12 protein-coding genes are annotated in these 15,388 nt (G+C 62.2%); 10 read left to right on the top strand and 2 right to left on the bottom strand.

What is annotated here, in order from left to right; genetic code table 11:
• Positions 1 to 248: 248 nt before the first annotated feature.
• Positions 249 to 1,460 (bottom strand): glycoside hydrolase family 3 N-terminal domain-containing protein, encoded by a 1,212-nt coding sequence (locus tag F7D09_RS09300; protein WP_152235212.1) that lies wholly within the window; start codon positions 1,458 to 1,460, stop codon positions 249 to 251.
• Between the two features lie 235 nt (positions 1,461 to 1,695).
• Between F7D09_RS09300 and F7D09_RS09295 the strand changes: the two genes are divergently transcribed.
• The gene (locus F7D09_RS09295; protein ID WP_152235202.1) at positions 1,696 to 5,019 is read left to right on the top strand and encodes a UPF0182 family membrane protein; all 3,324 of its coding nucleotides are present in this window, start codon (positions 1,696 to 1,698) and stop codon (positions 5,017 to 5,019) included.
• 123 nt (positions 5,020 to 5,142) lie between these two features.
• On the opposite strand, the gene F7D09_RS09290 is transcribed toward F7D09_RS09295, so the two are convergent.
• The gene (locus F7D09_RS09290) at positions 5,143 to 6,267 is read right to left on the bottom strand and encodes a CDP-glycerol glycerophosphotransferase family protein (protein ID WP_152235200.1); all 1,125 of its coding nucleotides are present in this window, start codon (positions 6,265 to 6,267) and stop codon (positions 5,143 to 5,145) included.
• Between the two features lie 129 nt (positions 6,268 to 6,396).
• On the opposite strand from F7D09_RS09290, the gene F7D09_RS09285 reads away from it, so the two are divergent.
• From F7D09_RS09285 to F7D09_RS09245, 9 genes are all read left to right on the top strand, one after another.
• Positions 6,397 to 8,283, top strand: coding sequence for a CDP-glycerol glycerophosphotransferase family protein (locus F7D09_RS09285; RefSeq protein ID WP_152235198.1), 1,887 nt, complete (start codon positions 6,397 to 6,399; stop codon positions 8,281 to 8,283).
• 37 nt (positions 8,284 to 8,320) lie between these two features.
• The gene (locus tag F7D09_RS09280; protein WP_226836198.1) at positions 8,321 to 9,460 is read left to right on the top strand and encodes an acyltransferase family protein; all 1,140 of its coding nucleotides are present in this window, start codon (positions 8,321 to 8,323) and stop codon (positions 9,458 to 9,460) included.
• On the top strand, positions 9,435 to 10,835 hold the full coding sequence (locus tag F7D09_RS09275; RefSeq protein ID WP_193312427.1) for a glycosyltransferase family 61 protein: 1,401 nt from the start codon (positions 9,435 to 9,437) through the stop codon (positions 10,833 to 10,835). The genes F7D09_RS09280 and F7D09_RS09275 overlap by 26 nt, the downstream gene beginning before the upstream one ends.
• Positions 10,836 to 10,976: 141 nt before the next feature.
• Entirely contained in the window at positions 10,977 to 11,693 is a 717-nt protein-coding gene (gene ispD / locus F7D09_RS09270; RefSeq protein WP_152235196.1) for a 2-C-methyl-D-erythritol 4-phosphate cytidylyltransferase, read from the top strand.
• Between the two features lie 40 nt (positions 11,694 to 11,733).
• Positions 11,734 to 12,777 (top strand): NAD-dependent epimerase/dehydratase family protein, encoded by a 1,044-nt coding sequence (locus F7D09_RS09265; protein WP_152235195.1) that lies wholly within the window; start codon positions 11,734 to 11,736, stop codon positions 12,775 to 12,777.
• A 54-nt stretch (positions 12,778 to 12,831) separates the two neighbouring features.
• Complete coding sequence (locus F7D09_RS09260; protein ID WP_152235194.1) at positions 12,832 to 13,638, top strand: ABC transporter permease; 807 nt, start codon at positions 12,832 to 12,834, stop codon at positions 13,636 to 13,638.
• Positions 13,628 to 14,419, top strand: a complete 792-nt coding sequence (locus tag F7D09_RS09255; protein ID WP_152235193.1) for an ABC transporter ATP-binding protein — start codon at positions 13,628 to 13,630, stop codon at positions 14,417 to 14,419. Before F7D09_RS09260 ends, F7D09_RS09255 begins: the two co-directional genes overlap by 11 nt.
• Positions 14,420 to 14,495: 76 nt before the next feature.
• A complete protein-coding gene (locus F7D09_RS09250; RefSeq protein WP_226836196.1) occupies positions 14,496 to 14,996 on the top strand; it encodes a GNAT family N-acetyltransferase in 501 nt (166 codons plus the stop codon).
• An 87-nt stretch (positions 14,997 to 15,083) separates the two neighbouring features.
• Entirely contained in the window at positions 15,084 to 15,383 is a 300-nt protein-coding gene (locus F7D09_RS09245) for a type II toxin-antitoxin system RelB/DinJ family antitoxin (protein WP_152235191.1), read from the top strand.
• Positions 15,384 to 15,388: the final 5 nt, after the last annotated feature.

Below are 15,388 nucleotides of genomic sequence, written 5' to 3'. Positions count from 1 at the left end.
AACACCAAACGACGCCAGGAACGGCTGGGGGGACTGACCCCGGAGGAATTCCGGGACACGTTCCCCACAGCCCGGTCTGGTACCCTTTAATAAACCACGTCCAACTTTTGGGGCGCAGTTCACACCGAGGGGGCCGAGGAACAGGCCAGCCGCCGAGAGGCTGAGTTCAGCCCGGCCTTCCACCGAGAGGGGCGAGGGCGGGCTGAACTCCACCGAGAGGCCGAATCCGACCCCCTGCGTGACCGGCGTCAGGAGGCGAGGCCCAACTGGTATTTGAGCGTCATCACCCGCGTGGCCGAGGCCGTGACCTTCTTCGCGAACGCCGGGTCCGTGTTCGCCTTCGCGATGATGCCGTCCAGCACCGGCTGTACGAGCGAAGTCTCGCCGAGGCACGCCAGATCGCCGCCGGCGTCGATCAGCCGGACGCCCAGCTCGCCGCTGGGAACGCTGCTGACCGCCGCGGCGGACAGCGAATCGGAGATCACCACACCCTGATAGCCGACGCTGCCGCGCAACGTGTCGTCGATGATCGTGCTCGAAAACGCAGCGGGCGCCGACGGGTCGATACGCTGGTAGGTGGCCAGCGACATCATCACCATCGACGGGTTCGTCTTCCTGATCACCGTGTTGAACGCGCCGATTTCGTCACCGTCCATCGTGGTCGTCGTATCCAGGATGCCCTGCGCGGTGAAATCCGTATTGCCGGTCACCGCGCCGAGACCGGGGTAGTGCTTGACCGTGCCGCCCACGCCGGCGGTGCGCAGCCCTTCGACGAACGCGGCGCCATGCTGCGCGTTGCCCGCGGCATCCAGTCCGAAATCACGGTTGAGCGCGCCGATCGGAGCGTTCGAGGCGCGCGCCACCTGCACGGTGCCGAGCACGGGGGCCAGGTCCACGTCGACCCCGGCCTGCTTGAGCTGCGCGCCCCAGCCTGCCGCCGACTGTCGCAGCGCGTCCGGGGTCATCTGCCCTTGTGCCACGGCCGAGGGCATCGTGTCGAAGCCGGTGCCTTTGAGATGCTGGACGAGTCCGCCCTCCTGATCGGCGGAGACGATCAGCTTGTTGGCGGCGGGCGCGTACGTTTGCAATGCGTCGACCGCCGTGCGCACGCCCGTGGTGCCGTTGTTCCAGTTGCCGAGCAGCACGATCGAACCGACATGCCGGTCGGCGATGAGGCTCTGCAGCGCGGACGGGTCGCTGCCGGCGAACATCGGCGCCATGACCAGTTGCCCCGCCTGCTCCTCGAGGCTCATCGCGGTGACCGCACGTTGCGCGCGGCCGGCGGCGGAATCATCCGCAGCCTGTCCGGCGGACTGCTTCTCCGCCTGCTTGCGCGAAGGTTTCGGCGTTGAGGTGCGGGTGATGTCCGCGACGTCCGCGGTGGCGGACTTGTTCCGGTTTCCGGCAGCGATGTCGGACGAGGCGCGCAGCCGCCACCAGGCCCCCAGCGAGACCACCATGGCAATGACGCAAATGACGGCCGTGACGATGACGGGAATGCGGCTGGGCCGCGGTCGGCGATGCCCGTGCTTGATCTGACGTGTGCTCACGGTTTCACCATACGCCAACGCCGTGGCATAAGCGGGGCGCGACGTGGCCGCTGGTTCCTGCGGACCGTCAGCGGATTGTGAGGGTTTTCCCCAAGGTTATGCCGACAGCGTTACGGCGTCCCACGGTTTTCGCTAGGCTTGGGCTATGTCTTTTTTCGATGTTTTGGGAATGCTCGACCCGGGGGATGGCCGACGCCGCCGGAATCATGAGGATGCGGACGACGATCCGCTGGTCGTCGACGTCCAGACGGACGGCGACGGCGACGGCGATAACGATAACGGCAGCGACGAGTCCGCCGCCGCGTCCAAGGCCGGCAACGCCGGCTCCGGCGGCGGCAGACGAGGCTCCGGCGGCGGCTTCGGATTCGGGCCGTCGCTGCCCAGACTGACGCGCGGAGGTTCCGGCGCGGGCATGAGCATGGGCACGAAGATCGCCATCGGCGTGGTGCTGACGCTGGTCGTGCTGCTCGGCGTGCTGTTCGGCCTGTCCCAGTTCATCACGGACCTCATGTGGTACGGTCAGCTCGGTTTCCAAAGCGTCGTGTGGACGCAGCTGGGCGTGAAGGTCGGCCTGTGGGTCGCCTACGCGCTGCTCATGGCGGCGGTCAGCTACGTGTCCGCATGGCTGGCGATCCGCGCGCGCCCGGACTCCTCGGACGGCTCCACGTTCCGCATCAAAGGCGACGTGATCGAGGTCGGCAAGTCGTTCAGCTCCAAGACCGCGCGTCGTGTGGCGGTCGTCGTATCGCTGGTCGTCGGCGCCGTGTTCGGCTCCCAGTTCAACGCGAACTGGTCGGAGATACTGCTCATGTTCAACGCGCAGCCGTTCGGTGTCGCGGACCCGCAGTTCGGCATCGACAACGGCTTCTACGTCTTCGTGCTGCCGGGCCTGCGGCTTGTCGCCGACGCCGTCTCCATGCTGCTGCTCATGGGCATGGTCTTCTCGATTGTCACCCATCTGATGATGGGCGGCATCCGCTTCACCATGCCCGTGCACGGCAGGGGAGTGCTTGCGGTGACCAAGCGCGCCCGCCGTCAGGTGGGCGTCTGGCTGATCCTCAACATGCTCGCATGGTCTGTACGCCAGGTGCTCGGCGTGTTCGCCAACCTGACCCGTCAGGGCGACCGCATCACCGGCGCCGCCTATACGACCGTGCACGCCACGATCCCCGTCACGTTCATCATGGCGGCGATCACCGCCATCCTCGGCGTGTTCCTCGGCGTCTGGCTCATGCGCTCGCATGCGCTGGAAGGCGAGGCGAAGCCAAGCGTACGAGCCGCGGCCGCACTCAAGGCGTGGCGTACGCCGGTGACTGCCATCGCCGCCACGCTGGTCGTCTCGCTCGCCCTCACCGTGGTCTGGCCGATGCTGCTGCAGCGGTTCAAGGTCAATCCGAACGCGCAGGAGATGGAATCCACGTACATCCAGCGCAACATCAACGCCACCAAGCAGGCGTACGGGCTGGACAATGTCAAGGTGGAGCAGTACAAGGCCACCACGACCGGCAAGTCCGGCGCACTGTCGTCCGAGGCCGAATCCACCGCGCAGATCCGACTGCTCGACCCGCAGGTCGTCTCGCCCACGTTCAAGCAGCTGCAGCAGTCCAAGCAGTACTACACGTTCGCCGACACGCTCGCCGTCGACAAGTACGACATCGACGGGGTGAGCCAGGACACGGTCATCGCCGCGCGCGAGCTCGACCTCGAAGGCAACGACAACCGCAACTGGGTGAACGACCATACGGTCTACACGCACGGCTATGGCGTGGTCGCCGCATACGGCAACAAGGTCACGGCCGACGGCCAGCCGCGGTTCTTCGAATACGGCATCCCCACGCAGGGCAAGCTCACCGAATCGCAGAAGTACGAGCCGCGCATCTACTTCTCGCCCAACGCGCCCGAATACTCGATCGTCGGCTCGCCCAAGGGCACGGCATCATGGGAATTCGACTATCCGACCGGCTCGCAGGGCGCGACCAACACGTTCGAAGGCAACGGCGGCCCGTCCGTCGGCAACCTGTTCTCGCGGCTGCTGTACGCGATCCGCTTCGGCTCCGACCAGATCCTGTTCTCCGACCGCGTCACTTCGGATTCGCAGATCCTCTACGACCGCTCGCCCAAGGAGCGCGTCGCCAAGGTCGCGCCGTACCTGACGCTTGACGGCCGCGTCTACCCGGCGGTCGTGGACGGCCGCGTCAAGTGGATCGTCGACGGCTACACCACGTCCGACGCCTACCCGTACTCGCAGATGACCGACCTAGGCACAGCCACCGAGGATTCGACCACGAAGACCTCGTCCACCATCAAGGGGCTCGGCTCCCAGCAGGCCAACTACATCCGCAATTCGGTCAAGGCCACGGTCGACGCCTACGACGGTTCGGTGGACCTGTATGCGTGGGATGCGAACGACCCCGTGCTCAAGGCGTGGGAGAAGATCTTCCCCGGCCAGTACCACCCCATTTCGGATATCTCCGGCGACCTCATGAGCCACATGCGCTACCCGGAGAACCTGTTCAAGGTGCAGCGCGAGCTGCTCGCGCAGTATCATGTGGGCTCCGCCGGCCAGTTCTTCTCGGGCGAGGACTTCTGGCAGACGCCGGTCGACCCGACCGAGTCCGCCAGCGACCAGAAGCAGGGCGTGCCGCAGCCGCCGTATTATCTGACCCTGCAGACCGGTGGCTCCAAGAAGCCGGTCTTCTCGCTCACCTCCTCGTACATCCCCGCCGGAACCTCCACGCGCGAGATCCTCACCGGGTTCCTCTCCGTCGACTCCGACGCGGGCGACCAGAAGGGCGTGATCGGCTCCAACTACGGCACGATACGCCTGCAGGAGCTGCCCAAGGATTCGAACGTTCCCGGCCCCGGCCAGGCGCAGAACAACTTCAACGCGAGCGCCGACGTGTCCAAGGAGCTCAACCTGCTCGAATCCGGTTCCACCAAGGTCAACCGCGGCAACCTGCTCACGCTGCCGCTCGGCGGCGGACTCGTGTACGTGCAGCCGGTGTACGTGCAGTCGAGCGGCTCGACCAGTTTCCCGCTGCTCAAGAAGGTGCTGGTCGCCTTCGGCGATCAGGTGGGATTCGCCGACACGCTCGATGAGGCGCTGAACCAGGTGTTCGGCGGCGATTCCGGCGCTTCTGCGGGCGATGCGGAGAACGCGGAAGGCAACGGCAGCGCCGCAGGCCAGGACGGCGACAAGAACGGCAACGGGTCCGGCCAGTCTTCGCAGGGCCAGTCTTCGCAGGGCCAGTCCTCGGGCAAGAACCAGGGGACATCCGGCTCGAAGGGCGAAGGCGCGACGACCGATACGTCCAGTGCCGAGCTCAGGCAGGCGCTCAAGGACGCCGCCCAGGCGATGAAGGACTCCGACGCCGCCATGAAGAACGGTGACTGGAGCGCCTACGGCGAAGCCCAGAAGCAGCTCGAGGAAGCCCTCAACAAGGCGATCGAGCTGGACTCCGGCAAGTAAACGGACACCTGGGCCGGGTGCGGCCCGGCCTTCACGATCCGATAGTTGCGCCCCCTGTCATCATGACAGGGGGCGCAACTGTATGTATGAGGCTGTATCTGTTTCGATCGGATGACCGGCCGCTCACTGTTGCGCGTCGATGAGATCGAATACGTGCTCGACCACGCGCTCCGTGCAGGAACCATGCTCGGGGACGGCCACATTGCGGCGCACGAACGCCTGATAGGCGGCATGGTCGAAGTCGTCATGCTCGATGGCCTTCACGATCGCGCCGGCGTCGCTCGTGAACAGCGTTGGGATGTCGCGCTTGGGATCGATGTACAGGCTGCGTTTCTTCGAGTAGTCCTGCCAGTCATATGAGTACAGGAACACCGGCAGGTCGAGCAGGCCGGCCTCGTAGATCACCGTCGAATAGTCGCTGATGACGTAATCGGCGACGAACAGCATGTCGTACTGGCTGGGGTAGTGCTGGAACACGTGTGGATTGGCGATGCGCAGGTCGTCCAGCGGATGGCATTTCACGATCAGGTTGTACTTGTCGTAGTCGATGGCGTCGGCGAGCGCGGCCGCGGCTTCGGCCTGATTGGCGGGGGTCTTCTTGCGGAACGTGGGGCAGTAGACGATGTTGAGCTTACGGCCGAGCTGCGGAAACTCGCGGATGATGCGTTCGCGCTGTCGCGTCCGGTATGAGCCGTCGATCAGCAGATCGGTGCGGGGCAGCGGCGCCTCGTAGACGATGGACGGGTCGATGTCGAACCCACGCGCGTAATCGTCGATGAACGAACGTGATGAGATGAGCACGGACGTGTATCCGCGGTGCATGTTCAGCAGCGAGGCGGTGGAGAACATGCGTCCTTCCTTGGATCCGAGCGCGGTGTATCCGAACTTCTTCATGTTGCCGAGCGCATGCCACATCTGGACGACCGGCACGTCGATGCAGCCGGCGAGCAGGCTCACCACGATGGCGTACGTGTCGAGCAGCACCGCCTGGCTGGTGGCGACGTAATACAGCTGGCGGATTATGTGGAACCCGTATCGTATCGGGTCGCGCAGCTTCTTGGCGAGGATCACCACGGAATAATCCGGGTGCGCCTGCCGCATATAGTCGCGGATCAGCAGGAAATCGGTGGTCGGCCGGTCGCTCTCACGGCTCAGGCACACGATTCTGCGACGACGCGGGAACAGGCGGAAGAAACGGTACGTGAGGAGCAGCATCATCCGGGCCACATTGATCAGATGACGTTTCATGCGTTCTCTCCCTTGCCGAAATATCAGTACGGTGCATTGGCCGGTCTGCCGCAACTGCAAATATATACCATAGGGTTGCCGAAAGGTGAACTGAAAATGAATTGTGAATTGTCGTGAAGGAGCCCGGGAATGTCACTGGATGTCCACCAAATCCGTTGGCGGTCAAGTTATCTGGAGATCGACTATTCCTCAAAGGACGACGGTGTGCCGTGGCTGTATTGCGTGGGGCGTCGGCAGTTCGTCCCGTTTGAGATCGTCGAAATCGCGAACGGCGACCGTCGCGCCCGTCTGAACGTGGTACTTGGCAACGGACGCGAAGTGCTTCCCGGCGGCCAGTGGATCATCTGCGAGAAGATCAAGGAGTCGGCGCTCGTCAGCCTCGAGGCGCTGTATGCAGAGTACCCGCTCATGCCGCAGCGCGTCGACTACGATGTGCGCCACCGTCTGCCCGCGAAGCTGCGCAACGACGAGGCGGCTGTCGCCCAATACGGCGATGAGAAGCGCCTGGCGCTGGTCGCCCGGCATCCGTATGTCACCAGCGGCATCACCTACGATGACGAGGTGCTGCAACGGCTCGACAACACCGACCGCGTGTTCCGCTACGGCAAGAACCACTACGCCTACACCGGCGTGTTCGTGCCCAAGACGAACCGTGCCGGAATCATCTATCTTGCCCTGCACATGCAGTTCTTCGAACGCAACAAGACCCCGCGCCACCGTCAGGGAAGCCGGCGTCAGAAGCAGAAGGATATCTTCGCGGCCGCATACTCGGCGATGACCAGGCTGGTGCCGCGCAAGGGCAACCGCATCCTGTTCCTCAAGGAGAACGGCGACGGGCCGACGGAGAACATGGAGGCGCTGCAGCGCCGCATGATCGAGCGCGGCATGGACAAGCGCTTCGACATCCGGACCCGGTACCGCAACGTGTTCTCGGGCCGGCAGAACGTCGTCGCGTGGCTGCGCGACCTGTACGAGATCGCCCGTAGCCGGTACATCTTCATCGACGACTACACCCCGGTGTTCAACTTCATCGACCCCGGCGACGACGTGACGCTCACGCAGATCTGGCACGCCGGCGTCGGCTTCAAATCGGTCGGCTACGCGCGCTTCGGCCTCAAGGGCTCGCCGGACCCGTACAATTCCGCGCACCGGCGCTACACGTACGCGCTGGTGGGCAACGAGCATCTGCGCCGCATCTACTCCGAGGTGTTCGGCATCGAGGAAAGCGCCCTGCTCGCCACCGGCATGCCGCGCCTCGACCACTTCCTCGACGAGAAGGTCGAGAAGGAATACCGCAGGGAGATGGTCGACAAGTATCCGTGGGCGACCAAGGGACGCGTCATCGTGTTCGCCCCGACGTTCCGCGGCGCCGGCCAGCGCACCGCGTACTATCCGTACGACGAGATCGACATGGACCGCCTGTACCGCATGTGCGTCGAGACGGACACGTATTTCGTGTTCGAGATGCACCACTTCATCCGCAAGCGTCCCGAAATCCCCGCCGAGTACGCGGACCGCCTCTTCGACCTGTCCGACGAGAGCCTGACGAAGCTGTTCTTCATCGCCGACGTGCTGGTGACCGACTATTCGTCGTGCTTCTACGATTACCTGCTGCTCAAGAAGCCGGTCGTGTTCTTCACGCCCGACAAGACCGCGTACTCGCTGATTCGCGGTGTGCAGCGTTCCATCGACGAGATGGCGCCGGGGGTGGTGTGCGACACGTTCGACGAGTTCCTCGACGTGCTCAGGACCCGCCACTATGAGACGGTCGCCCCGCACCCCTCGTCCATCGACCGTGCCGCCGAACGCAGCGGCCTCGCCAGCGACCGCGCCATCGACACGATCATCTACGGCAAAGACGTGCCGGGCGTGCGCAAGAGGGCGGTCGCCGGTGACGGCGCGGCCGGCTCCCGGAGGTTCGGCAGGCCGTCGGAAGCCGAGCGGGAGACGACGGAGCCGTCGGATTCCGAGGTCTTCTATGAGGGATCCGCAGATGACTCCGATGAGGAGGAGTGAGGGCGAACATGCCGGGAAGCGCAGGCGTGCACGCCACATGGCGTCACGCGGTCCTCGGCATCCCTCGTTCGACCTGCTGTCCCGATACCGCGGCGTGCTGATGGGCGTGCAGATCCTGCTGATCATGGCGTTCCATTACACCGAGGACCTATCAAACGCGGCCGGCCGTTTCGATGGTCCCGCGCAGCTGTTCTACGACTATATCGGCAGTTCCGGCGTCGACATGTTCCTGATGATCTCGGGACTGGGCCTCTACTACTCTTGGAAACGCAATCCTGACGCGCGTGCGTTCTATCGCAAACGCCTGACCCGTGTGCTGGTGCCGTACGCCGTGGTCGCGCTGGTCGGCTGGATCTGGCTTGACTTCATCCATTCGCATGCCGGGGCGGTGCGTTTCCTCGCCGACATCACGTTCGTCACGTTCTTCACGGACGGCGTGAAATGGTTCTGGTACATCGCGGTGTGCCTGGTCTGCTACGCATTGTTCCCGGCCGTGTTCGCCGTCGTTGATAACGATGACCGGAATGTCGCCGGGCCGTGGGGAAGAACGCTGGCGATGTGCGTGGCCGCATCCATGGTCGCGGTGATGCTGTACCGGTTCGTGCCGGCGGCCTATGACAATGTCGACCTGATCGTCAACCGTCTCCCGTGCTTCGTGTTCGGCGTGCTGCTGGGAAGACTGTCATATGAACGTCGTCCGGTGTCCATGACCATTGTCTCGGTGTATCTGATCGCCGTTGTCATCATGCTGTACCCGATGCAGATGGACGACATTCCGCTGGTGAAATCGTTCCTTCGTGCAGCGTTGAACCTGTTGCTGTGCATATGCGGCGTCGCCGTCATGAATGCGATGTCCCGTGCCGGCAAACCCGCACTCACCGGTCTTCACGATGTGCTGTCTAAGGTGCTGGGATGGTTCGGCAGGTATTCGCTGGAACTGTATCTGCTGCACGTGATGATCCGCAAGATGCTGAATCTCAACGACCTGCCGACCGTGCGCCTGCGTTATGAGGCCGTCGTGGTCATCGGTGCGATCGTGCTGGCGATACCGCTCAAACGGCTGTGCGGTCTGCTGCAGCATTTATTATGTGCTAGCTGGATACAGCGGAATGTAATGCCGACAACGATTGCTCCACGGAAAGGACCGCGCAATGGTACAGCGACTCTTCGTACATGATATGAAAAAATGGCAGGCAAACTGTCGTTCACATGAGATTGACCATGCGCAGGTGCGAGAGTATGAGCGAGCGATTATTCTGCCGTTGCGAAAGAAACCGGAATTCGATACACGTGACGGGGTCTTCGCAGGGGGGTGCTGTTCTGAAAACTTCGATTTTATAGCTGGACGGAGAAGAAGATTCACATCCGAACACGCTAATTTCGACGTGGATAGCGCCTATAAGGTAGCGTCCGAGGATATTGTGTACCGCGATGAGACCGTGGTGTTCGGCGGATGTCTCATAAACCATTTTGGACATGCTTTGCTGGATGGCACCGCGCGGATGTGGTATCTGACTGACGCTCCGGACAATATTAAGATTGTATTCCTCCGATACCCATATGAGAGCAAGGTACCGTTCGATGCGTTGAAGTTCGTGGAGCTGATGGGCATCGATATGAATCGTGTCGAAGTGATTGACGCACCTACGCAATTCGCCAAGGTCATCGTCCCGGACGAAGCCATGTATCCGGCGGACGCATACCGTTCGGAGTATATTCGCACCTTCGATTGCATCCGTGATCGAATTGAGCCGAAAGACTGCCGCAAACTGTACATGTCGCGCAGGCGTTTCCAACTTCGCCCGACGCTCAACGAGGAGTATTACGAGAGTTTCTTCGAGCGGCGGGGATACACGGTGATTTTCCCGGAGACGTTGTCAATCGAGGATCAGATCGCATACGTCGCCGGAGCCGATGACATTGTGACCTCTATTGGATCTATGTCTCACTTGTTGTTGTTCGCCAAGTCGACGGTTACGGCGACCATCCTCAATCGGTCCACTCAATGCCTGCCCGGGCAAATCATTGTTAATCAGGTGCGAGGCATCGAACCGTTTTTCGTGGATGCCTTCCGCAATCCCCTTCCTGTGCCACATGTCAGCGGCCCCTTCCTGTTCGGCCCTAACCGATTCTTCAAGGCATATCTTGATGAGCGTGGCATTGCGTATGAGGATGGGGAACTTCATATGGATGCCGAGCTGATTCGTAAACTGAACGATGACTTTTTGCATATGTGGAATGAGGCATATGCTGACAATCGTTCGCAGTTGTCGATGTTCAAAGAAGGAACCATAAGGTTCTATGCCGAGGATTATGCCGCTTTCGCATCTGCAATGGTGATGGGGAAAGAGGCGAAAATTCGTCGCGTCATCGCCGTGCCTAAGACTGTCGAGCAATTGAATGCGGAAGTCAGAAATCGCGATGCGGAAATAGCAAGGCTCGAATCTGAACTCAGGAAATCTCGTGCCGAGGTCAAGAAGCTTCGCAATTCGAAGTCATGGAAGGTGACCGCGCCTTTGCGTGCACTCATGCGTCTGTTCGGAGAGAACTGAAAGGCCTTTGGCAGTACCTTACTAAGGCGGAATACCTCAGTAAGGTGAACGCAAGGTTAATACGTCGTGTCCGAACCTTAAACTACGTACTGGAATTTGGAAGGTTTATCGCCCACAGGCATGCATAACGATGGAGAGGTCATGAACATCGCTGTCATTTTTGCCGGCGGCACCGGTCAGCGCATGAATTCGCGAACCAAGCCGAAGCAGTTCCTGCTCGTGCACGGCAAGCCGATCATCATCTACACGCTTGAGGCATTCGACGAGCACCCCGACATCGACGCCATCGTCGTCGTATGCCTGAGGGAGTACATCGACGTCCTCGAACAGCTCATCGCAAAGTTCGGCGTCGGCAAGGTCTCCGCGATAGTGCCCGGCGGCTCATCCGGCCAGGAGTCGATCCGCAACGGCGTCGACAAGGCGCACAGCCTGTATCCTGCTGATTCGGTCGTCATCGTCCATGACGGCGTACGCCCGCTGATCGACCAGCAGACCATCACCGACTGCATCGCCAGCGTGAAGGAGAACGGCAGCGCCGTCACCGTCGTGCCCGCCATCGAGACCATCGTGCAAAGCAAGGACGGCGTGATCACCAACATCATCGACCGCAAGCAATGCCAGCTCGCCCGCGCCCCGCAGTGCTTCCATCTCGGCGAACTGCACGACGCCCATCACAAGGCCATGGAAGAAGGCCTCGGCGACTTCATCGACTCCGCATGCCTCATGTCGCATTACGGCCACAAGCTGTACGAGGTCGAGGGCGCCAACTCGAACATCAAGATCACCACGCCATCGGATTTCTACATCATGCGCGCCATCATGGACGCGGAGGAAAGCTCCCAGATTTTCGGTCTGTGACGCCGAACCTGTGACGACACCACGGAGGAAAACAACCATCATGTTCGATCTGCACGAGGAATACGCGTCGCTGGCGCAGCATCTCGACATCGACTGGGACGCGCTCGCCGGCCGGCACGTCCTCATCACCGGCGCCACCGGCCTGATCGGCTCGCTGTGCGCCCGCACGCTGCTGGAACGCAACCGCCTGACGGGCGCCGGCATCATCGTGGACGCGTTGGTGCGCGACCCGGCCAAGGCACAGGCCATGCTGGGACAGTACACCGCCGAGGACGGTCTCGTGCTGCATCAGGGATCCCTCGCCGACGTCGACTCGCTCGACCTGCCGGCGGACTACATCATCCACACCGCCTGCCCAACCGCGTCATCGTTCTTCATGTCCCACCCGGTCGAAACGTTCTCCGCCATCGTCGACGGCACCAAGTCGATGCTGGAACTCGCCCGGCGCAGCAGGGCCGCCTCCTTCGTCTACGTCTCCAGCATGGAGATCTACGGCATGGGCAACAAACAACGCGGAACCGAACACCTGCTCGACGAGCGCGCCGTCGGCTACATCGACCCCTGCTCGGTGCGCAGCTGCTACTCCGAAGGCAAGCGTGCCGCTGAGAACCTGTGCGTCTCGTACCACGCCGAATATCAGGTGCCGGTCAAGGCCGTGCGCCTCGCCCAGACCTTCGGCCCCGGCATCCCGCGCGACGACGTGCGCCTGTTCGCGGCGCTTGCCCGCAACGCCGTCGCCGGCAAGGATTTCGTCATGAAGACCACCGGTGCAAGCACCCGCATGTACGCGTACACCGCCGACGCGGTGTCCGCCATCCTCACCGTGCTGGTCGCGGGGAAGAACGGCGTCTCGTACAACGTGGCCAATCCCGCCACCTACTCGTCGATCCGCGAGATGGCCGACATGGTGTACCGCGAATTCGGCACCGGCGACGCCCACGTCGTCATCGACGTCGACCCGAACGCGCCCTACCCGCCGGAGCACCATCTGCCGCTCGACGTATCCCGTCTCGAGGCGCTTGGCTGGAAGCCACAGGTCGGACTCGAAGACATGTACCGCAGGCTCATCGCCTACATGGGCTGACGCCGCGTGCGCAGCTCACATGACCACAAGAAGACAAGCAGATTTGGAAGACCATTGTTTGCAACACTGAAGGAAGTCGTCGGCGAGAATTGGCATTGGCGACGCCAGGTCTGGAACCTGGCGAAGATTGATCTGGTGAAAACGTACCGCGGCGCGGCGCTCGGCAAGGTCTGGCTGTTCGCCAAGCCGGCCGTGTACATCTTGGTCTTCTGGGTGGCGTTGAAATTCGGTCTGCGCAGCTCGTCCGACATCAACGGCAAGCCGTTCCTGCTGTGGCTCGCCGCGGGCGTGTTCCCCTGGTTTTTCATGTCCGACATGATCACCACCGGCAGCGACGTGTACCGTCGATACCCGTATCTGGTGAACCGCATCAAATTCCCGCTGTCCCTGATCTCCACGTTCTACACGCTGTCGCTGCTCATCATCTTCGCCTGCATGATGGCGTTCACCATTGTGGTGTCGCTGGCCACCGGCGTGCATCTTGGCCGTTATATGCTGCAGCTGCCGTTGGTCATGGTGTTTATGTTCCTGTTCTGGCTGGCATGGTCGATGGCCCTGTCTCCGTTGAGCGCGATATCGCGGGACTTCTCCAACCTGCTCAAGACGCTCGGCACGCCGTTCTTCTGGCTGTCGGGCATCCTGTTCGACATCAGCGGCTGGCCGCGCACCGCACGCCTCGTGGCATCCTTCAACCCGGTGACATGGGTGGTGCAGTCCGTGCGTGACTGCTTCATCTACAACAAATGGTTCTTCATGGACCTGGATTCGTTCCTGCCGTTCCTGTGCGTGCTGCTGATCTTCATCGTGCTCGCGCTGCACAACTACTACCGTCTGTACAGGGAGGTGCCGGATGTCCTCTAAGCTGCCATCGAACGTCACGCGCATGGGCGACGCCACGGTCATCCGCGACGAGGACGCCAGCACGCCCGTCGCCGTACGCTTCGACCACGTCACCAAGCAGTACAAGCTGTTCAAGAACGACAAGCTGCGCCTGCTGTCCACGTTCTCCAAGCGCATCCCGCACGATACGGTCAACGCGAGCGACGACCTGAGCTTCGAGGTCCGGCGCGGCTCGGCGCTCGCGCTGCTCGGCGACAACGGCGCAGGCAAATCCACGGCGCTGAAGATGATCACCGGCGTATGCTTCCCCACGTCCGGCACGGTCGAAGTGCACGGGCGCGTATCCGCGCTGCTGGAGCTGTCGGCCGGCTTCGACATGAAGCTGTCCGGCATGGAGAACATCGACATGCGCTGCCAGCTGTGGGGATTGTCGAAAGACGAATCGGAACGGCTGATCCCCGAGATCGTGGAGTTCTCGGAACTCGGCAAGTACATCGACCAGCCGATGCGCACGTATTCAAGCGGCATGCGCGCAAGGCTGGGATTCGCGTTCGCGTCATCCATTCGGCCGGACATTCTCGTCGTGGATGAGGCGCTGTCCGTCGGCGACCGCAAGTTCGCCGCCAAGTGCAAGAGCCGGGTGCGTTCCATCATCGCCAAGGAGAACGTGACCGTGCTGTTCGTCACGCATTCCACGGGCATGGCCAAGGAGTTCTGCGAACATGGCATCGTCATCCAGAAGGGCAAGGCCATGTTCAGCGGCGACATCGAGGACGCCATCACGTATTACACGTCCTCGTGACGATTCGTATTCGACGGCCTCTCATCAGTCGGTTAGGCAGTGCCTGGCGGACGGCGGCATGCTACGCTCTGGAACCATGCTGAACTATGTGTTTCGAGCGGCGCGTGAGTCCGACGTCCAGGCGATCGCCGACATCTACAACGCGGCGGTGGCCGAGGGCGGTTCCACCGCCGACCTGCGGCCGCGTACCCTGGAGCAGCGCCGGGAATGGGTCGAATCCCACGAGCCTCCCTATGGGGTGTTCGTGGTGGAGGCTCCGGACGGCGGCGTCGTCGCGTTCGGCGCGCTCTCGGTGTTCTATGACCGCGCCGGATACGATGGCGTCACCGACCTCGCGTATTACATTGCACCCGAATGGCGGCGCAGGGGAGTGGGGACGTTCCTGCTCGACAACCTGCTGGCCGAGGCCCGCGAACGTGGCATGCGCAAGGCCATCGGCATCATCTTCGCCGACAACGCCGGCTCCATCGCGCTCATGCACCGGTTCGGCTTCATCCGGTTCGGCCTGCTGCCCGTCGCCGCGACCGACGCCGTCGGCACGATGCACGGCATGTCCTACTGGTACCTCGACCTCTGACAATCGTCCTTGCGTGGCGCCGTCCGTGACATGGCCGCCACCTATCGTCGACCGATGTTGTAATACTGTATTACAAGGAGGTGCGGCATGACGATGACCATGGTGACGGCGCGCGTCGACGCGGACAGGAAACGGGACGCCGAACAAGTGCTCAGGCGCAATGGACGCACGTATTCGGATGTCATTCGTGACCTGACCGACTATATGGCGAGAACCGGCGAGCTGCCGGAATTCGAGAAGGCGACGCTTGCCCTGATCGAGGAGCGTGAGCGTCAGCGAAAACTTGACATCATCCGGTTTTTCGCGGACATGCATCTTCCTGAACCGCAGGACGGACTTTCGGATGAGGAGATCATCGAACAGACCCGTATGGAGAGGTTCGGGTGAGCGCC

The organism is Bifidobacterium leontopitheci (genome assembly GCF_009193355.1).
In the GTDB taxonomy this organism is placed as follows: domain Bacteria; phylum Actinomycetota; class Actinomycetes; order Actinomycetales; family Bifidobacteriaceae; genus Bifidobacterium; species Bifidobacterium leontopitheci.
This window is presented reverse-complemented; position numbering and strand designations above follow the sequence as displayed.

What these genes read in the sequence shown, in the direction of transcription:
- F7D09_RS09255 (WP_152235193.1), top strand. Translation starts at nt 13,628, where the DNA reads ATGTCCTCTAAGCTGCCATCGAACGTCACGCGCATGGGCGACGCCACG.
- F7D09_RS09295 (WP_152235202.1), top strand. Translation starts at nt 1,696, where the DNA reads ATGTCTTTTTTCGATGTTTTGGGAATGCTCGACCCGGGGGATGGCCGA.
- ispD (WP_152235196.1), top strand. Translation starts at nt 10,977, where the DNA reads ATGAACATCGCTGTCATTTTTGCCGGCGGCACCGGTCAGCGCATGAAT.
- F7D09_RS09300 (WP_152235212.1), bottom strand. Translation starts at nt 1,460, where the DNA reads ATGGTGGTCTCGCTGGGGGCCTGGTGGCGGCTGCGCGCCTCGTCCGAC.
- F7D09_RS09250 (WP_226836196.1), top strand. Translation starts at nt 14,496, where the DNA reads ATGCTGAACTATGTGTTTCGAGCGGCGCGTGAGTCCGACGTCCAGGCG.
- F7D09_RS09275 (WP_193312427.1), top strand. Translation starts at nt 9,435, where the DNA reads ATGGTACAGCGACTCTTCGTACATGATATGAAAAAATGGCAGGCAAAC.
- F7D09_RS09245 (WP_152235191.1), top strand. Translation starts at nt 15,084, where the DNA reads ATGACGATGACCATGGTGACGGCGCGCGTCGACGCGGACAGGAAACGG.
- F7D09_RS09265 (WP_152235195.1), top strand. Translation starts at nt 11,734, where the DNA reads ATGTTCGATCTGCACGAGGAATACGCGTCGCTGGCGCAGCATCTCGAC.
- F7D09_RS09290 (WP_152235200.1), bottom strand. Translation starts at nt 6,267, where the DNA reads ATGAAACGTCATCTGATCAATGTGGCCCGGATGATGCTGCTCCTCACG.
- F7D09_RS09280 (WP_226836198.1), top strand. Translation starts at nt 8,321, where the DNA reads ATGGCGTCACGCGGTCCTCGGCATCCCTCGTTCGACCTGCTGTCCCGA.
- F7D09_RS09285 (WP_152235198.1), top strand. Translation starts at nt 6,397, where the DNA reads ATGTCACTGGATGTCCACCAAATCCGTTGGCGGTCAAGTTATCTGGAG.